The organism is Aeromonas sp. ASNIH1 (assembly GCF_002934285.1).
Lineage (GTDB): Bacteria > Pseudomonadota > Gammaproteobacteria > Enterobacterales > Aeromonadaceae > Aeromonas > Aeromonas caviae.
The window spans coordinates 4,645,443-4,663,093 of record NZ_CP026228.1 but is presented as its reverse complement, the minus strand read 5'-3'; the positions used below and the strand labels follow the sequence as shown (position 1 = coordinate 4,663,093).

Sequence of the window (17,651 nt, the reverse complement as noted above, 5' to 3'; positions counted from 1 at the left end):
GACGCCGCCATGCTTAACCTTGCCGAATACCGCCAGCGGCCCGCCTTGCTGGCCGACTGGCTTCCCTGGGCTGGGCTGATCGCGCCGGGCGTGGTGCTGAACAAGGATGGCTCGTTTCAGCGCACGGCGCGCTTTCGCGGGCCTGATCTGGACAGCGCCACGCAGGGCGAATTGATCGCCACGACGGCACGGCTAAACAACGCGTTGCGCCGGCTGGGTTCGGGCTGGGCGCTGTTCGTGGAAGCCGAGCGCCAGTCGGCCGCGGACTATCCGCATTCCGACTTTCCCGAACCGCTGTCCTGGCTGGTGGACGAAGAACGCCGCGCTGCCTTTGAGGAATCGGGGAACCACTACGAAAGCAGCTATCACCTGACGCTAGCCTATCTGCCGCCGGAGGAATCCCGCGCTCGTGCAGCCAAGCTGCTCTACGAGCACGCGCCGGGCGATGGTGTGGACTGGCGCGGTCGGCTTGACGCCTTCCTGGCAGAAACGGATCGGGTTTTCGACCTGCTCGATGGCGTGATGCCAGAAATCGTCTGGTTGGACGATGCCGCGACGCTGACTTATCTTCACGCCACGGTGTCCACGCGGCGCTACCGGCTGGCCGTGCCCGAGGTGCCTTTCCACCTCGACGCACTGCTGGCCGATTCCGCCCTAGTCGGCGGCCTTGCGCCCATGCTGGGTGACCAGCATCTGCGCGTGGTGTCGGTGCGGGGCTTTCCGACCTCGACCTGGCCGGGCCTGCTGGACGACCTCAATCGCCTGGGCTTTGCCTATCGCTGGAGTACCCGGTTTCTCTGCCTCGATAAAGCCGAGGCGGAAAAGGAGCTGGGCCGCCTGCGTCGCCAGTGGTTTGCGAAACGGAAGAATGTCATTGCGCTACTGCGCGAAACCATCTTCCAGCAGGAATCGCCGCTGGTGGACACGGATGCCAGCAACAAGGCGGCCGACGCGGATGCCGCCTTGCAAGAGCTTGGCAGCGATCAAGTCGCCTTCGGCTACCTCACCGCCACGGTGACGGTGTTCGATGACGACCCTGCCGTAGCCGACGAAAAGCTGCGCATGGTGGAACGTGTCATCCAAGGACGTGGCTTCGTCACCATCCCCGAAACCTTAAATGCAGTCGATGCGTGGCTGTCGTCCATACCAGGCAATGCCTATGCCAACGTGCGCCAGCCCATCGTCTCGACGCTGAATCTGGCGCACATGATGCCGGTGTCCGCCGTGTGGGCTGGGCCGGAGAAAAACGCCCATCTCGACGGCCCGCCGCTGATCGTCACGCGCACGGATGGCGCGACGCCGTTCCGGCTGGTGACGCACATCGGCGACGTGGGGCATACGCTGGTCGCGGGGCCGACGGGCATGGGAAAATCTGTCCTGCTGGCGATGCTCGCCTTGCAGTTCCGCCGCTATGGCGGCTCGCGCATCTTCGCCTTCGACATGGGGCGATCCATGCGGGCGACGGTGCTGGGCCTGGGCGGCGAACACTACGACCTCGGCGCGGACGGCGCCATTGCCTTTCAGCCCTTGGCCCGTATCGACAGCGAAGGCTATCGCACCTGGGCCGCCGAGTGGATCGAAGGCCGCCTGCTGCATGAAGGCGTGACCGTCGGCCCCGACGAGAAAGCCGCCATTTGGTCGGCGCTCGGCAGCCTCGCTGGTGCGCCGGTGGAGCAGCGCACGATGACCGGGCTTTCGGTGCTGCTGCAATCGAACGCGCTGCGGCAGGCATTGTCGCCGTATGTGCTGGGCGGCGCGCACGGCAAGCTACTGGATGCCGACCGCGACCGGCTCGGCAGCGGCGACGTGCAGGGCTTTGAGATGGAAGAGCTAATGCACAGCCCCGCCGCCGTGCAAGCGGTGCTGCGCTACTTGTTCGCCCGCTTCGATGCACGTTTCGACGGTGCTCCCACGCTGCTGATTCTCGATGAAGCCTGGCTATTCCTTGATGAACCGTCCTTCGCGGCACGCATCCGGCAATGGTTGAAAACTCTGCGCAAGAAAAACGTGTCGGTGATCTTCGCCACGCAGTCGCTTGCCGACATCAAGGATTCGACCATCGCGCCCGCGATCATCGAAAGCTGCGCGAGCCGGATTTTCTTGCCCAACCCGCAGGCGACCGAGCCGCAGATTCGCACGGTCTACGAGGGCTTTGGCCTCAACAGTCGGCAAATCGAAATCGTCGCCACCGCGCAGCCCAAGCGCGACTACTACTACCAATCGCGCCTGGGCAATCGTCTGTTCGACCTCGACCTGGGGCCAGCCGCGCTCGCCTTCTCGGGCGCATCCACACCGCAAGACCAACGCGACATTGACCGAGTGCTGACGCAGGCCGGCGCTCCCGGCTTCGCCGGTGCGTGGCTACGCCATCGCGGCCTCGATTGGGCCGCCGACCTGCTGCCGTCCTCGCCGTCGGCGGCTTCTTTCCTCGCTACTCAACCCCTGGAGATTTCGCCATGAAGACCCGTGTACTTTCCGTTTCGCTCGCCGCCGCGCTGGCCGGCTCGCTGATGCTCGCTCAGCCAGCGGCGGCGCTCACTTTCGTTGATCCCGTCAACTTGGTGCAGAACACGCTGACTGCCATCCGCACGCTGGAGCAGATCAACAACCAGATCAACCAGCTCCAGAACGAAGCGCAGATGTTGATGAACCAGGCGCGCAACCTGGCGAATCTCGACTTCAACATCGTCAACCGGCTGCGCTCGACGCTCGCCACGACTGAACGCCTGATTGCCGAGGCGCAAGGGCTGGCCTACGACGTGCAGAGCATGGATGCCACGTTCTCGCGCCTGTACCCGGAGCAGTACGCCGCCACCATCAGCGGCGACCGCATGGCACAGGACGCACGCGAACGCTGGAAGAACACGCTCGACGGCCTGCACACCGCGATGCGGATGCAGGCGCAGGTGTCGCAGAACCTGACGCAAGACGAAAGCGCGCTGGCCGACCTCGTGAGCCAAAGCCAATCGGCCACGGGTGCGCTGCAAGCGATGCAGGCAACGAACCAGCTTCTCGCCTTGCAGGCCAAGCAGTCCATCCAGGCCCAGCAGCTCCAGATCACACAAGACAGGGCGGCCTCGCTGGAGCTGGCGCGGCAGGCAGCGGCCACCGAGCGCGCCCGCGAAGTGCGGCGGCGCTTCCTGGGCACCGGCACGCCGTACACACCGCAGTCCGTCAACTTCTACAACAACTGACGGGAGGCGGCCATGCGATGCGTTCCTGTCCTGCTGGCCGTGCTGCTGACCGCATGCGGCCAGCAGCCGGCTGAAGACCTGACCGCCACCTTGGCCGCCGATCCCGTGCGGCTCAAGGCGCTGCGCGCCCAATGCGCAGCCGACCGGCAAACCGCAGGCGAAGACACCTGTCGCGCCGCTGCCGAAGCCTTCCGGCGGCGCTTCTTCACCGGCCAGACTGGGCCGGACGAATACCGGACGCTGGCAGAACTGCCGCCGATTCCGGCGAGTTTCGACACGCCAACCGACGACGCGCCGGAAGGTGATGCGTCGCTCGCCGCTGCGGAGGACACGCCATGAACGACGTAACGATCATCGACAGATTCCTCGATACCTTCTCGCGCTACATCGACTCCGGTTTCGGTCTGCTGCAAGGCGAAGTCGCGTTCCTGACGGCCACTCTCATTGTCATCGACATGACCATTGCCGGTCTGTATTGGGCCATGAGCCATGCGACCGGCCAGGGCGAGGACGTGATCGCCAAGCTGCTGCGCAAGGTGCTTTACGTCGGTGCCTTCGCCTACATCATCGGTAACTTCAATTGGCTGTCGAGCATCGTGTTCCGCTCGTTCGCCGGGCTAGGCATCACCGCCACTGGCTCGGCCATAACGATGGAGAACTTCTTGCAGCCGGGTCGGCTTGCCAAGACCGGCATCGACGCCGCTGCGCCGATCCTCGACCAGATCGGTGACATGGCCGGCTTCCCCGAAGTGTTCGTGAACCTCGACCCCATCGTGGTGCTGTTCATCGCTTGGCTGGTGGTGATCCTCTGTTTCTTCGTGCTCGCGGTTCAGCTTTTCATCACGTTGATCGAGTTCAAGCTGACCACGCTTGCCGGCTTCGTCTTGATCCCGTTTGCGCTCTGGAACAAAACCTCGTTCCTCGCGGAAAAGGTGCTCGGCAATGTGGTTTCGTCAGGCATCAAGGTCTTGGTGCTGGCGGTAATCGTCGGCATCGGCTCGGGCCTGTTCGCGGAGTTCCAGGTTCATCCCGACGAGCCTTCCATCGACCATGCGCTTGTCGTGATGCTGGCTTCGCTTGCCTTGCTGGCGCTGGGCATCTTCGGCCCCGGCATCGCCACGGGCCTTGTGTCCGGTGCGCCGCAGCTCGGCGCGGGTGCGATGGCGGGCGCTGCCGTCGGCGCGGTAGGCACGGGTGTTGCCATCGGTGCCGCCGCGACCGGCGTGGGCGGTGCCGTCATGGCGGGCGCACGCATGGCCCCGGCCGCCGCAAAGCTGGCCGGGAGCGGCGCACGCGCCGCCACGTCGGCGGCCAGCAGCGCCAAGTCCGCATTCCAGGCCGGTTCCGCCGCTGCGGGCGGCGGGGCTAAAGGCGCGGCTGCGGGCCTCGGCAATGTCGCCAAGACCGGCGCGCAAGCGGCAGGCCGCCGAGCTGCATCGGGCGCTTCCGCTGCCGGTCAGAAGGTGGCCGACTCCTTCCGGGCAGGATGGAACGGTGCGGATGTCGGCGCTGCCGGTTCCGGCCAGGCCGCCGCAGGCGAAGGCGCAGCCAGCGCGCCGAAGCAAGAGCAACCCGCCTGGGCAAAGCGGATGCACCGCCGCCAGCAGATCACCCATGCCGCAACCACCGCAGCCCACACGCTGCGCAGTGGCGACGGCGGCGGCTCAGGGCAAGGCCCAAGCCTGCGCCCCGATGCGTGACCCGATACCTGACCACCAAGGAGAACCCTATGCGATTCAAACGCCCGCAGGTGCGCTATGCCGACACGCCGCAGCCTGCCACCCCGTACCAATCCGCCGCGCAGGTGTGGGACGAGCGCATCGGCTCGGCCCGCGTCCAGGCCAAGAACTGGCGTTTTATGGCCTTCGGCTGCCTCACGCTTGCGCTGCTGATGGCCGGTGGCCTGGTGTGGCGCTCGGCGCAGTCCATCGTCACCCCTTACGTCATCGAGGTCGATCAGTCGGGGCAGGTGCGCGCCGTCGGCGAAGCCGCCACGCCGTACCGGCCCGCCGATGCGCAGATCGCGCACCACCTGGCGCGCTTCGTGACGCTGGTGCGCTCGCTGTCTATCGATCCCATCGTGGTGCGGCAAAACTGGCTGGACGCCTACGACTACACCACCGACAAAGGCGCGGCGGTGCTCAACGACTACGCCAGCAAGAACGATCCTTTCGCCCGTGTTGGCCGCGAGTCGGTGACGGTGCAGATCACCAGCGTGGTACGCGCCAGCGATGCCTCGTTCAACGTCCGTTGGACGGAGCAACGGTTCATCAACGGTGCCCCCGCCGGGACCGAGCGATGGAACGCGGTGCTTTCCACCGTCCTGCAAACCCCGCGCACCGAACAGCGCCTGCGCAAGAACCCGCTGGGTATCTACGTCAACGGCCTGTCGTGGAGCCGCGAACTGGATTCTTCTGAAGGAGCCAAGCCATGAACCTGTCTTTCCGCTTATACGCTTTCGCGCTGACCGTGGTGGCCCTGTCGGGCTGCGCTTCGCAGGGCAAGCCGCCTCCGTCCATTTCGCTCGATGAGCCGGTGCAGGCACAGCCGCTGCCGGAGCCGCCTGCTCCAGTGGAAGTCGTCGCCATGCCCGAGCCGCTGGCGCTGCCAGCGCAGTTGAAGCCGCTGCACGAGTTGGACGCGGCCCCGGCTAAGCCGGAGCCGGCCGATGAGAAGGTGCGCGTTTCCCGTGCCAATGCCGAGGCGCGCATCGCGCCCACGCGCGAGGGCTACGTCAATGCGATTCAGGTGTGGCCCTTCACCGATGGTGCGCTCTACCAAGTCTATGCCGCGCCGGGACGCGTGACCGTGGTTTCCTTGCAGCCGGGCGAGGAACTAGTGACGGTCGCAGCCGGCGATACCGTGCGCTGGATCGTCGGTGACACGTCCAGCGGCAGCGGCGACGCGATGCGCATCAATGTGCTGGTCAAGCCCATCCGCTCAGGCCTCAAGACGAATTTGGTCATCACCACCAGTCGCAGAACATACCTGCTGGAACTGACCTCGACGGAAAAGGCATGGATGGCGTCGGTGTCCTGGGACTACCCAAAAGACCGGATGTTGGCCTTGCAGCGCCAGTCGCAGGCGGCTAGCGCCGCCGCACCGGTCGATACCGGACTGTCGCTGGAGAAGATCCGCTTCCGATATTCCGTCTCAGGCAGCAATCCGCCGTGGAAGCCGCTGCGCGCCTTCGACGATGGCGAGAAGGTCTATATCCAGTTCCCGCCGGGAATCGCCCAAGGCGAGCTGCCACCGCTGTTCGTCATCGGCGCGCAGGGCGACGGACAACTGGTGAATTACCGTTTTCGCTCGCCTTACTACATCGTGGATCGGCTGTTCGGCGCGGCCGAACTGCGCCTGGGCGGCGACAAGGGTGACGTGGTGCGTATCGAACGCACGGATGGCTTGGCGCGGAGGAACTGACCATGAGCCAGGACGACACTCCCGACCTCGCCACGCCGCATGCGGGCAAGGTGGCACCCGAGGCAGTTGCGCTGCGCGCCCAACCGCGCCCGGTCACGCGCCTGAACCGGCGCACGCTGGCCATCCTCGTCGGCGGTCTCTCGGTCGCTGTGCTCGGCGCGCTGATGTGGTCGCTGCAACCGCAGCGGCGCGGTGCAGGCGAGCAGACCGAGCTTTACAACGTCGATCGCGTCTCGAAGTCCGAAGGGTTGGACGCGCTGCCGGCGGACTACTCGAAGCTGCCGCCCCCCTTGGCGGCATCCGTGCCGGAGTTGGGGCCGCCGCTGCCAGGCGATCTTGGCCCGGCCATTGTGAAGTCGCAGCAGCCGGTGACGGCCGCCTACGCGGCCCCCGGCAACGACCCCAACGACGCGTTGCGCAAGGAAGCCGAAGCAGCAGCGGCATCGGCGGTGTTCTTCCGCTCTGGTTCGCAGAAGGCCGCGCCGGTGGCGCAGACACAGGTAGCCGCTGCGCCGGGCTTCACCGCCAATGCGGCCTTCGACCCGCTGGCGGCCGGGCCTGCGTCGACGGCGGCCCAGCCCGCCGACCCGACCGCCGTGCAGAACCGGCAAGACCAGAAAGAGGCATTCCAGAAAGCCGGAACCACGGAAGCCCGTGATTCCGGCAACCTGACGCTGCCGGCGTCGCCGTATCAGGTCATGGCCGGAACGGTGGTCGCCGGGGCGCTGGTGACGGGCATCAAGTCGGACTTGCCGGGCGATGTGATCGCCACAGTGACGGAGCCGGTCTATGACACGGCTACCGGCAAGTTCCTGCTGATCCCGCAGGGGTCACGCATCCTGGGCAAATACAACAGCCAGGTCAGCTACGGGCAGAGCCGCGTGCAAGTGGTGTGGAACCGGATCATCCTGCCCGACACGTCTTCGCTCAAGCTCGACAACTTGGCCGGCACCGATCCGGCCGGCTACGCCGGCTTGGAAGATGATGTGGATTGGCATTGGGATCGCGTCTTTGCCGGTGCGGCACTGACGACGCTACTGGGCATCGGTGCCGAACTGGCTGCGCCGGAGAACCGGCAGGACGGTGATCGCGTCATCATCGCCGGCCGCGATAGCGCCCAGGACAGCATCAATCAGGTCGGTCAGGAGATGACCCGGCGCAACCTCAACATCCAGCCCACCTTGACGGAGCGCCCCGGCTTGCCGGTTCGCATCATCGTCAACCGCGATCTGGTGCTGCGGCCGTACCAGCCACTTTTCTTCAACAGGGGGACTTCGCGATGACGACGCGCAAGCTACGGCTCGGGCCGCTGCCGAAAACGGAATCCACGAAGCTGACTTTTGCTTGCCCGGCCAGCCTGAAAGCCGACCTCGACCGCTACGCTACGCTGCACGCGCAGACCTACGGCGAGGCGGTCGATGCCACGGTGCTAATTCCGCACATGCTAGAAGCCTTCATGGTCGGAGATCGGGGATTCAGGAAGGGAGGCGCGGGCAAGGCCGCGCCGCCGAAGCCAAGCTGATGATGCCGGTTTCCGCTGGCGGCCATCCCTCAAACGCGCAGCCCAAGGCTGCGCGTTCTTCATTCTGGAGGACGGCGACCGATTGGGCTATGAAGACCAAACGCGGCTACCGCCTGCAGGCAACCGCCCCCGATGCAGCACGCTCGGGCTTTCTACCGCGAAGCTCCTATGTGGCTCCCAGCCCACAACGCCACAGCCCCGCAAGGCGGCCCGAAGTAGAGCCAAACCCGCACCCCATATAGACTTCCGGCCATCAGGCTGATTTCAACAATCGCTTGACTGCGGACATTTTTTATTGCCTGCGCCCTGCCACTTCCGGGGAAACGCCTTCAAGGAAGATGGGTGAGATGGCGAATAATTCATCATGGGTGGTGATACTCACCCCATGAATGAACTTTCACTGCATCAATATTGCTGAATTGGCATGATGGGGTGCAATCTTCGCAATCTCTCGCCCCCACGACCTCCCTATACTGGGTGCTCATACAAACAAGGTCGTCTGCGCCGACACACCGAAAGGTGGCGTGCGAGAGGATCAGCGCCCGCAGCCCGATCCGGCTGCCGTGGCCGGCCCCGGTGACCGACGGGGGCCGCAGGAAAACCGGTCGCGGGGTTACCGCCGCGCGACTCGTCAGGGACGGTGTTACCGCACCAACCCGCTTCCCCTCCTTGCCCCACCCGCCTGTCGGCCCGGTCGTCCGGCGCCTCGCCCATCCGTCAAGGGAATCTGAATATGAGCTTCGATCATCGCAAATACCGCCGTGCCCCCGTGATCAACCTGGCGGATCGCCAGTGGCCCAACCGGGTACTGGAGCGGGCACCGCTCTGGTGCGCCGTGGACCTGCGCGATGGCAACCAGGCGCTGGTCGAGCCCATGACGGTGGCCCAGAAGCTGCAAATGTGGGCGCTGATGACCCACATCGGTTTCAAGCACATCGAGGTGGGCTTCCCGGCGGCCTCCCAGCCCGACTTCGATTTTGTGCGCGAACTCATCGAGCGCAACCTCATCCCCGATGACGTCACCATCCAGGTGCTGGTGCAGGCGCGCGAAGATCTGATCGCCCGCACCTTCGAGGCCCTCAAGGGGGCGAAGCGGGCCATCGTTCACGTCTACAACTCGGTCAACCCGACCCAGCGCAACTATGTGTTCAACTCAGGCAAGGACGGGGTCAAGGCCATCGCCGTGCAGGGGGCGCGCTGGGTGCGGGAGTATGCGGCCCGCAATCCGGACACCGAGTGGAGTTTCCAGTATTCTCCGGAGAGCTTCAGCAGCACCGAGGTGGAGTTCGCCGTCGAGGTGTGTGACGCCGTCATCGACGAGTGGCGTGCCGCTGCCCGTCCCATGATCCTGAACCTCCCCGCCACGGTGGAGGTGAGCACCCCCAACGTGTTTGCGGATCAGGTGGAGTGGTTCTGCCGACACCTCAAGGCGCGACCCGAGGTGAGCATCTCCATCCACACCCACAACGACAGAGGCTGCGGGGTGGCCGCCGCCGAGCTGGCGGTGCTGGCGGGGGCGGATCGCATCGAGGGCACCCTGCTCGGCAACGGGGAGCGCACCGGCAACATGGACATCGTCACCATGGCCATGAACCTCTACAGCCAGGGGATTGACCCCGAGCTGGACCTGTCCGACATGGATGCCATCGTCGCCACCGTGGGGGCCTGCACCCAGATTGCCCTGCACCCGCGCCACCCCTATGCCGGCGAGCTGGTCTACACGGCGTTTTCCGGCAGCCACCAGGACGCCATCCGCAAGTCTCTCGCGGCAGAAAAACCGGATCACTACTGGGACGTGGCTTACCTGCCCATCGATCCTGCCGATCTCGGTCGCAGCTACGAGGCGGTGATCCGCATCAACAGCCAGTCCGGCAAGGGAGGGGTGACCTATCTGCTGGAGCGTGACCTCGGTCTGCAACTGCCGCGCTGGCTGCAAATCGACTTCAGCCGCCGGGTACAGGCCGAGGCTGAGGCGAGCAGCAGCGAAATCAGCCCGGAGCAGATCCGCGCCCTGTTCGAGCAGCACTATCTTGAGCCGGCCCACGGCTATCGCATCGGGCGCTTCCAGCTCGGTCATGACAGTCAGGAGAGCCTGCGCCTGGAGTTGCAGACCCCCCACGGCACCCTGCAACTGTGCGGTGAAGGGGAGGGAGCCATCACCGCCCTGGTCAACGGCTGGCAGCGTCAGACCGGCATGCACATCGATGTGCTGGATTACTCCGAGCATGCGCTCACCGCCGGCACCGAATCCCGCGCCGCCGCCTATGTGCTGCTGGGCGTCGAGGGCACCCGGATGTGTGGCGTTGCCGTCGGTCGCGACGTGGTCAACGCCTCCCTGCAGGCGGTGATCAACGGCGCCGCCCAGCATCAGGCCCTGCGCCAGAGCGCCTGAGACGGCACTGCCCGCTTGCCGTGAGGGCGAGCAGGGAAGGGCCGCCCGCCCGGATTCACGACAGATCGCGCCGTCCCCGTTGCAACAATCCCCTGACCCATATGGTGAGGGGATTGTTTTTTATGGAAAAATCGGCCCACAATATCAGTGATTTGCCACCAGGAATGCCGTTGGGGTTCGCTGGCGATGGCAGCCAACGGCTGCCATTCGGGATAGAAGACATGCGCGCTTGGAGCCCAAAACATGATGAAGACTCCCCTCAGGTTATCCGTTCACCCCGCCCGGTTCTTCTCGCTTCCTCCCTGCCGTCGTCTCGCGCTGGTGAGCCTGCCCTGTCTGCTGCTGCTGACGGGGATCCTGGCCGGGGTCAGCTTTGATCCCCTGGCAGAGCACAACCTCTATACCGTCGGGGCTCTGGCCGAAGCGCTCAACGTGTTGACCCTGATGTTCATGTTCTGGGTGGTGCAGTGTGCCCAGATCACCTTGAGAACCTATCTCTCCCTCACCGGCGGGCTGATCCTCTGGCTCGTTTCCGGCGTCATCGATCTGATGGATGAGGTCTATTTCCAGCCCTGGTGGCTCTCCACGGTGGAAGACAGCCTGCGCACGCTCGGCATGCTGGCCTCGGCCTGGGGTGTGCTGCTGATGGTGCAGCAGATGTATGGCACCCAGATGCGGCTCTCCTCTCTCGCCATGTCAGACGAGCTGACCGGGCTCTCCAATCGCCGGGCGTTTCGCGCCGTGCTGGAGGCGCACGGAGAGGAGGGGACGCCGCTCCTGCTGCTGGATCTCGATCACTTCAAGCTGATCAACGATCGCTATGGCCACGCGATTGGCGACAACGTACTGCGTGAATTCAGCACCCTGCTGCGCCAGCTCTGCCCATTGGATGGGGTGGTGGCACGCCTTGGGGGAGAGGAGTTTGCCATCTGGCTGCCCGGCATGACGGGCGACAAGGCCCGTGCGCTGGCGGAGCAGATAAGGTGCGCGACCGAAGAGCTGGTCTCAGGTGACGGGGTAAGATTCACCGTGAGCCTTGCCCTGGGTATCAGCCAGAGCGGGGAGGGGGTGGATGCCCTGCTCCAGCGCACCGATCTCGCCCTCTATCAGGCCAAGCACCTGGGACGCAACCGGGTGGAGCTGGCGTGATGGCGCCAGGGGATGCCGCAGCCAGCGGGCCAGCAGGTTCATCCGCCTTCATCTTGTCAGACTTGTTCCCTACAATGTCCGCCTCCATGCATTCGAGCCCTCTCATTCGCGATGAGGGGCAGGTCCCGCTCTTCAGGAAGCCTTCATGATCCCCTCTCACTCTTTGTTTCATGCCCATTGGCGCTGGCTGTCACTGCTTTCCCTTGCCCTGCTGTCGGGTTGTGCCAGCGAGCCTCCCGCCCCGACCAGCCCGGCGACGCCGGCGGGGCGCCCCACGCCTAAGGCGATGCAGCCGCAAAAACCGGCCGACATGAAGAGCCGTATCGTGCGCTTCTTGCCGCGCAGCGTGGTGGACAAGCCGGGCTGGGCCAATGACGTGGTGACGGCGCTCACCACCCAGGGGCTGACGGTGAGCGATCACAACGTCTGCAGCGTGCTGGCGGTGGCGGAGCAGGAGGCGACCTATCAGGCGGACCCCGTGGTGCCCAACCTCAACAAGATTGCCTGGAAGGAGATCAATGCCCGGGCCGGCAAGCTGCTCATCCCCGAGTTCATGGTGCGCACGGCCCTCTCCATCCAATCCCCCACTGGCAAGAGCTATGCCGAGCGCATCGACAAGCTTCGCACCGAGCGGGAGATGAGCGAGATCTTCGAAGACATGATAGGCAGCGTCCCCATGGGCAAGCAGCTCTTTGGCAACCTCAACCCGGTGCGCACCGGCGGCCCCATGCAGGTGAGCGTCGCCTTTGCCGAAGCCAACGCCCGTGGCTACCCCTATCCCGTGAAGGAGTCCATTCGCCACGAGGTGTTCACTCGTCGGGGCGGTATCTGGTTTGGCACCAAACACATCTTCGGCTATCCCGCCGACTACCCGGATACCCTCTATCGCTTCGCCGACTTCAATGCGGGCTGGTACGCGAGCCGCAATGCGGCCTTCCAGGCGGCGGTAAGCCGGGTGAGTGGCAAGCCCCTGGCCCTGGACGGGGATCTCATCCGTTACGACTCGGATTTGCCCGGCAAGACCGAACTCGCGGTCCACAGCATCGCCAGCCGCGTCAACATGAGCAAGCAGGCCATTCACCAAAGCCTGAAGCTGGGGGACAGCAACGACTTTGCCAAAAGCGATCTCTACCACAGGGTCTTCGCCCTAGCCGACAAACAGGCCGGGACACGGCAACCCCGCGCCATCCTGCCCGGCATCCAGCTAAAGAGCCCCAAGATCACCCGCAACCTCACCACCGCCTGGTTTGCCAAGCGGGTGGATGACAGGGAGCAATCCTGCGTACGGAAGATGGCGACAATTAAGTGATGAGGCGTTTGGTCAGTAAGAAATATAACAGCCGGTTGCCATGATTAATGACAACCGGCTGAAGTCATTAATAGGCTCTCCAGCGATACCCCTTGGCCTGCATACAATCGGTGACCTGATTACCCATGATTAGCAGTCAGTTACCACGAACTATACTGATCTTACGTACAGTTATCGAGGTGCGAGATCATGGCCAAAAGCAAAATCCAATTCCAGAAAGGCTACAGCCTGTTTGAGTTTCTCAAGGACTATGGCACTGAGGCTCAGTGCGAAAACGCGCTGTTCACTTGGCGTTTTCCTAACGGCTTTGTCTGCCCTGAATGTGCCAACAAGACCTGTTGTCGCCTGAGAAGGCGGCCACGTGTGTGGCAATGCAATCACTGCCGTCACCAGATGTCATTGACTGGAAACACGATTTTCGCAAACACCAAGCTCCCACTGACCAAGTGGTTTCTGGCAATGCACCTGTTGTCACAAACCAAAACAGGCTTGTCAGCGATGGAGCTAAAGCGCCAGTTGGGCGTCAAATATGACACCGCCTGGATGCTCAAGCACAAGCTGCTGCAAGCCATGAAAGAGTCCGATGACAAGCAGCCCATCAGCGGCATCATTCAGCTCGATGATGTCTACTGGGGTGGCGAGCGCCGTGGTGGTAAACGGGGTCGGGGCGCGGCAGGCAAGACGCCGTTTGTGGCAGCAGTGGCCCTGAACAAGGAAGGACATCCAATCAAGATGCGGATGACGGTGGTCGATGGTTTCAAAACCAAGTCCGTTGCTGATTGGGCAAAACGGCATATTGCCAGTGGTAGCGCGGTGATATCCGATGGATTGGCCTGTTTCAAAGCGGTCAAGGAGGCCAATTGTGAGCACCTGGGTGTTGTCACCGGGGGCAACCTGGACTGGCTGGATCATCCGGCATTCAACTGGGTAAACACGATGATAGGAAATGTGAAAAACTCGCTGCGGGGCAGTTGCCATACGCTCGGAGCGAAGCATTTACCAAGGCATCTTGCGGAATACTGCTTCCGGTTTAATCATCGTTTTGACCTCAAGAGCATGTTGGTTGAATTGGGGCATGCAGTCGTGGCAAGCCCTCCGATGCCATATCGGCTCTTGAAGCTGGCTGAGGGTCATGGGTAATCAGGATCGGTGATGACTTCGTTTTTTTCCTCATCAGAGATATTGTTCAGACGGATCTCATATTTGCATTGAGACAATGCAGTGAGAGTGTCATCGTGTGACACGCCCTCTTTTCTCCATGTTGGCTGCGGGTCAGATGCGCAGGATGTCAGCAATATACTCATGCTGGCGATCACCATTGTTACCGATATTTTTTTTATGCTCATTCATCAATTCCTTTGAATAGAGGTTATCTGGGTTTGTGATTATGGCCCCATGGTTGCCAGGTCTGTACCGCAGTTATTTTTCTAGCGTGTAATTTTGAATGATGTCATCCCCCTGCATTTTGGATATCCGCTGCATCCCCAAAACTGGGTGCCTTTATGCTCCCCTCGGCTGGCGGTACGCAATACCATAAGGTTGCCACATCGGGGGCATGCAGGACTCTGCTCTGTGGGCGCAGGCAGGATGCGAGAGGAGGCAGTCGTGTTGTCAGCCAGAAGGGTAGCAGAGGGTGATTTTCGTGAGGGCGCCAGGTGGCGCGCCTTTAGTTGTGCAACATGTTGTCTGTGGGTCTGCCAGTTGGGAGTCAATCGTGTTTGCTGGATGGTCTTGACCACCTGGATGATGTCTGCAGGGGTCAATACCTGTGTGGTCTTCTCCTTGATATATCGGATCAATCCACGGTTCATGACGTTGTCCGGCATTGGCGTCTTGAAAGTACAGTCGCCAATAAAGTAAATCACTGAGTGCAGTTGCTGATCCGCTAGGCCCAACAGGGCCTTCAGGGTCATGACGTGTAGATGATTTTGATGCAGCGGGTTTTGAAAACGATGCTTGCAGCGATATATCTGCTGAGTCCAGCTTTTATGGGCCGGATTGCCGAATATCCATCCTTTCATGTTTTTTGTTTCGATCACGAACAGGCCAAACCGCGAAACAATCACATGATCTATCTGGGTAGTGCCCTGAGAAATCGGCAGGGTCACATCCTTGAGCAGGTGATATTCCCGTTTGTCGAGAAAGAGCCCGAGGCAGAGATTGAGAAACCACTCCCCGACCATCCCTTTGAACCAGGGGCTTTTGACTATCGCGGCCAGCAACAGCAAGGGGAGCACAAACCAGAGTTTGGTCAGCAACGGTGCCAGCAGACTGGTCACATCCATCTCATTCCTCCTCGGCTGTCGAAGCCATATCCGGCGCTACTAGCCAGTCCTGTTGGCTGGCAATGAACATGGGGCCCACTGGTGCCAGATGGAGTTGAGTGGGCGACAAAGCATGACTGTAGTGAGTGGTGTGCAGGAACGAAGAACAATCTTTATCAACTGGGCGGTACATCACGCAATTTTGGCTCCAGAGGGGCATCCACCATGGCGTACAGGCAGAGAAGGCCAATGGCGTGAGAGGGCTAAAAACTCATCGCCAGTCCGATGGAGTAGCCGCTGGTACTGTTGCTGAACATATAGCGGACCACCAGCCGGGTGCGGGTGATGAAAATGTCGTACTTGCTGCTGTCGAGTTCGAGGCCAAGTCCCAGAGAGTTGAGGCTGTTGAAACCGAGCTGCCCCCGTTGCTGCCCCAGGTATTCGGTTCTGGCCCCTTCCAGCACGTAGCGAAGGGGCCTGTCCAGCAGGGTCCAGTCCCACAGGGGGGCGCGGCGGCGCAGGTAAAGCCCGAGGTTTTCCGCATCGGCCTGACCGCTGACGCTCTCGGCGGTGCCGGTGAAGCTTTGCAGATGCTGGTAGGAGTAGCGCAGTTCGGCATCGATGTCCTGGGCGGCGGAGAAGAGTTCATAGTCCAGCATCAATGAGCCGCCGAGGCCATAGACATTGAGGGTGCCGCCGTCGAGGAAGTCCAGATTCTGGCCGCTCCTGTGCTCGAGCAGGGCGGCCCCGATGCGAAGGTCGCTGGCCACCGTGCCCAGGGTGACATTGGCGATGGGCCGCAGCACCAGATTGCCACCAAAGCGATCCCGGTGGACCCCGACATCCCAGCCGATGCCGCCGGTGGCGCTCAGGCTGTTCCATTTGGTGGGAATGGTGCGGGTCTCGTTGCCATCGGTGAACACGAACTGGGGATCGTAGCGGCTGTAGCCCAGGGTGCCCTCCAGATAGAGGGGAACATCCTCGCTCAGGGTGGCGCCACCCCCGAGCTGGGTGATGGTGAGGGCGGAGGTGTCGTTGGTGCCGCTGCCGATATTCAGGTTGCTGGCGGTGATATCCGGCACCACAGCGTAGCTCATCAGGGAGACGACGGCGTTGGCGCGCTGTTGCACCAGGCTCTCGTCGCTGGCACGGGCCTTTGTCACAAGACCGGCAGAGACGCCGGCAAGCACCGCCAGCAAGGAAAGTGTGTGAGAAGAGAGCTGTCTTGCCATACCTGGCTCCATGAGTACCCCGTCCATTGGGGCATGTTCACACTGTAACGGGTTTCATCTGGCTTGGCAGCCTGGCAAGGGCCGACCCGTCCTGTTTTAGGGTGTGCGCATTGGCCTGATGGGCCAAGCTGCCCTCGCTTTGGCGGGGGCAGGGGGGGGGCGAGAAGGGTGAACCGCTGGGCAGAAATCACAGACATTAATTTATTGTTCAGTTCCCCGGGTGTATAAGAGGCCTCCCATACGAACATTGGGGTGGTAGCAGGGATGGATTACCAGACGGGGCCTTCGGGTCATCATGACGAATGCGCATTACGTTGATGGGAGTCACACCAGATGCAGGACATGCTGCTTGCCATATGGCATCAGGATTTTGATCAGCTTATACAAATGCAGGCAATCGGTCTGCTCGTCACCTGTCTGGTGGTGATCCTCTTCCTTGAATCGAGCTTCGTCTTTCTGCCCCTGCCCGGTGACAGCCTGGTGCTGCTGGCGGGCGGTCTGGTGGGCATGGGGGTGCTGGGGCCCGAGGTGACCTTGCTCTATCTGCCGCTCGCGGCCGGGATAGGGAGCGTGCTCGCCTACTGGCAGGGGCAGGCACTGCATGGCACCCGTTTCATGGGCCATGTGGAGCGAATGATCCCGGAAGGGAGCCTGCCCAGGGCCTCCCGACTGCTGGATCGTTACGGCTTCTGGGCCATGTTCGTGTCCCGTTTCATCCCCTTTGTGAGAGTGTTGACCCCCATGTTGATGGGAGTCTCCCGCCTGCACCTGCTGCGGGTGGCCGTGGCGAGTTTTGCCAGCGCCTTCCTCTGGTCCCTGGTATTGAGCATGGTGGGCAAGATGGTGATGGCGACCCCGGTCTTTGCCCATCATCAGGAGCTGCTGACCAAGTGCCTGCTTGTCACCTCTTTCGGGTTGTTCGTCATCGCGGTGGCGGCCATCGGTATGCGGCTGCTCAAGCGTCCGAGCAAGCGGGTGCGCTGATCTCACTGCCCGGGCTGCGCCTGCTGCCGCGTCTGGATAGCGCAGCCCCCGGAAAAATACAGGCCATTTGAGGCGGCATTCCTGCCGCCTATCTGTTACACTTCGCGCCCGCCATTTTCCGGCTCATCTTCTGATCTGATGTCAGACCCAGCCGTCCTTGGCTCCACGCCTCGCCGATGCCA

The 17,651-nt window shown here is 62.7% G+C and carries 16 protein-coding genes; 13 read left to right on the top strand and 3 right to left on the bottom strand.

The genetic code is table 11. The annotated features are described in order from the left end of the window. Nucleotides 1–9 precede the first annotated feature (9 nt). The 12 genes from trbE to C2U37_RS22370 all read left to right on the top strand — a co-directional run bounded on the left by trbE (nt 10) and on the right by C2U37_RS22370 (nt 14,129). A complete protein-coding gene (gene trbE / locus C2U37_RS22425; RefSeq protein ID WP_004883099.1) occupies nt 10–2,460 on the top strand; it encodes a conjugal transfer protein TrbE in 2,451 nt (816 codons plus the stop codon). Beyond that, the gene (trbJ, locus tag C2U37_RS22420) at nt 2,457–3,194 is read left to right on the top strand and encodes a P-type conjugative transfer protein TrbJ (protein ID WP_004883101.1); all 738 of its coding nucleotides are present in this window, start codon (nt 2,457–2,459) and stop codon (nt 3,192–3,194) included. Before trbE ends, trbJ begins: the two co-directional genes overlap by 4 nt. Before the next feature lie 12 nt (nt 3,195–3,206). Next, a complete protein-coding gene (locus C2U37_RS22415; RefSeq protein ID WP_004883103.1) occupies nt 3,207–3,533 on the top strand; it encodes a hypothetical protein in 327 nt (108 codons plus the stop codon). After that, a complete protein-coding gene (gene trbL / locus C2U37_RS22410) occupies nt 3,530–4,894 on the top strand; it encodes a P-type conjugative transfer protein TrbL (RefSeq protein ID WP_004883106.1) in 1,365 nt (454 codons plus the stop codon). The genes C2U37_RS22415 and trbL overlap by 4 nt, the downstream gene beginning before the upstream one ends. 29 nt (nt 4,895–4,923) lie before the next feature. After that, complete coding sequence (trbF, locus tag C2U37_RS22405) at nt 4,924–5,628, top strand: conjugal transfer protein TrbF (protein WP_004883108.1); 705 nt, start codon at nt 4,924–4,926, stop codon at nt 5,626–5,628. Continuing rightward, a complete protein-coding gene (gene trbG, locus C2U37_RS22400; RefSeq protein WP_004883112.1) occupies nt 5,625–6,617 on the top strand; it encodes a P-type conjugative transfer protein TrbG in 993 nt (330 codons plus the stop codon). Before trbF ends, trbG begins: the two co-directional genes overlap by 4 nt. Before the next feature lie 2 nt (nt 6,618–6,619). Then, nucleotides 6,620–7,900 (top strand): TrbI/VirB10 family protein, encoded by a 1,281-nt coding sequence (locus tag C2U37_RS22395; protein ID WP_004883119.1) that lies wholly within the window; start codon nt 6,620–6,622, stop codon nt 7,898–7,900. Next, nucleotides 7,897–8,139, top strand: a complete 243-nt coding sequence (locus C2U37_RS22390; RefSeq protein WP_004883121.1) for a DUF2274 domain-containing protein — start codon at nt 7,897–7,899, stop codon at nt 8,137–8,139. The genes C2U37_RS22395 and C2U37_RS22390 overlap by 4 nt, the downstream gene beginning before the upstream one ends. 733 nt (nt 8,140–8,872) lie before the next feature. Beyond that, a complete protein-coding gene (leuA, locus tag C2U37_RS22385; protein ID WP_104453098.1) occupies nt 8,873–10,531 on the top strand; it encodes a 2-isopropylmalate synthase in 1,659 nt (552 codons plus the stop codon). 243 nt (nt 10,532–10,774) lie between these two features. Then, complete coding sequence (locus C2U37_RS22380; protein ID WP_052455399.1) at nt 10,775–11,680, top strand: GGDEF domain-containing protein; 906 nt, start codon at nt 10,775–10,777, stop codon at nt 11,678–11,680. 145 nt (nt 11,681–11,825) lie between these two features. Next, on the top strand, nt 11,826–12,989 hold the full coding sequence (locus tag C2U37_RS22375) for a DUF1615 domain-containing protein (RefSeq protein WP_199770488.1): 1,164 nt from the start codon (nt 11,826–11,828) through the stop codon (nt 12,987–12,989). A gap of 189 nt (nt 12,990–13,178) precedes the next feature. Further along, on the top strand, nt 13,179–14,129 hold the full coding sequence (locus C2U37_RS22370; protein WP_005342491.1) for an IS1595-like element ISKpn3 family transposase: 951 nt from the start codon (nt 13,179–13,181) through the stop codon (nt 14,127–14,129). On the opposite strand, the gene C2U37_RS22365 is transcribed toward C2U37_RS22370, so the two are convergent. The 3 genes from C2U37_RS22365 to C2U37_RS22355 form a co-directional block, all read right to left on the bottom strand. Next, a complete protein-coding gene (locus tag C2U37_RS22365) occupies nt 14,120–14,335 on the bottom strand; it encodes a hypothetical protein (RefSeq protein ID WP_104453097.1) in 216 nt (71 codons plus the stop codon). The genes C2U37_RS22370 and C2U37_RS22365 overlap by 10 nt on opposite strands. An 81-nt stretch (nt 14,336–14,416) precedes the next feature. Further along, nucleotides 14,417–15,274 carry a nuclease-related domain-containing protein gene (locus C2U37_RS22360; protein ID WP_104453096.1) on the bottom strand — a complete coding sequence of 286 codons (858 nt, stop codon included), beginning with the start codon at nt 15,272–15,274 and terminating at the stop codon, nt 14,417–14,419. Nucleotides 15,275–15,516: 242 nt separating this feature from the next. After that, nucleotides 15,517–16,485, bottom strand: a complete 969-nt coding sequence (locus C2U37_RS22355; RefSeq protein ID WP_104453095.1) for an autotransporter domain-containing protein — start codon at nt 16,483–16,485, stop codon at nt 15,517–15,519. A gap of 333 nt (nt 16,486–16,818) precedes the next feature. On the opposite strand from C2U37_RS22355, the gene C2U37_RS22350 reads away from it, so the two are divergent. Beyond that, the gene (locus C2U37_RS22350; RefSeq protein WP_010675180.1) at nt 16,819–17,469 is read left to right on the top strand and encodes a DedA family protein; all 651 of its coding nucleotides are present in this window, start codon (nt 16,819–16,821) and stop codon (nt 17,467–17,469) included. Nucleotides 17,470–17,651: the final 182 nt, after the last annotated feature.

Excerpts from the sequence above, each read along its gene's own strand:
- trbE (WP_004883099.1), top strand. The coding sequence starts at position 10 with ATGCTTAACCTTGCCGAATACCGCCAGCGGCCCGCCTTGCTGGCCGAC.
- trbJ (WP_004883101.1), top strand. The coding sequence starts at position 2,457 with ATGAAGACCCGTGTACTTTCCGTTTCGCTCGCCGCCGCGCTGGCCGGC.
- C2U37_RS22415 (WP_004883103.1), top strand. The coding sequence starts at position 3,207 with ATGCGATGCGTTCCTGTCCTGCTGGCCGTGCTGCTGACCGCATGCGGC.
- trbL (WP_004883106.1), top strand. The coding sequence starts at position 3,530 with ATGAACGACGTAACGATCATCGACAGATTCCTCGATACCTTCTCGCGC.
- trbF (WP_004883108.1), top strand. The coding sequence starts at position 4,924 with ATGCGATTCAAACGCCCGCAGGTGCGCTATGCCGACACGCCGCAGCCT.
- trbG (WP_004883112.1), top strand. The coding sequence starts at position 5,625 with ATGAACCTGTCTTTCCGCTTATACGCTTTCGCGCTGACCGTGGTGGCC.
- C2U37_RS22395 (WP_004883119.1), top strand. The coding sequence starts at position 6,620 with ATGAGCCAGGACGACACTCCCGACCTCGCCACGCCGCATGCGGGCAAG.
- C2U37_RS22390 (WP_004883121.1), top strand. The coding sequence starts at position 7,897 with ATGACGACGCGCAAGCTACGGCTCGGGCCGCTGCCGAAAACGGAATCC.
- leuA (WP_104453098.1), top strand. The coding sequence starts at position 8,873 with ATGAGCTTCGATCATCGCAAATACCGCCGTGCCCCCGTGATCAACCTG.
- C2U37_RS22380 (WP_052455399.1), top strand. The coding sequence starts at position 10,775 with ATGATGAAGACTCCCCTCAGGTTATCCGTTCACCCCGCCCGGTTCTTC.
- C2U37_RS22375 (WP_199770488.1), top strand. The coding sequence starts at position 11,826 with ATGATCCCCTCTCACTCTTTGTTTCATGCCCATTGGCGCTGGCTGTCA.
- C2U37_RS22370 (WP_005342491.1), top strand. The coding sequence starts at position 13,179 with ATGGCCAAAAGCAAAATCCAATTCCAGAAAGGCTACAGCCTGTTTGAG.
- C2U37_RS22365 (WP_104453097.1), bottom strand. The coding sequence starts at position 14,335 with ATGAGCATAAAAAAAATATCGGTAACAATGGTGATCGCCAGCATGAGT.
- C2U37_RS22360 (WP_104453096.1), bottom strand. The coding sequence starts at position 15,274 with ATGGATGTGACCAGTCTGCTGGCACCGTTGCTGACCAAACTCTGGTTT.
- C2U37_RS22355 (WP_104453095.1), bottom strand. The coding sequence starts at position 16,485 with ATGGCAAGACAGCTCTCTTCTCACACACTTTCCTTGCTGGCGGTGCTT.
- C2U37_RS22350 (WP_010675180.1), top strand. The coding sequence starts at position 16,819 with ATGCAGGACATGCTGCTTGCCATATGGCATCAGGATTTTGATCAGCTT.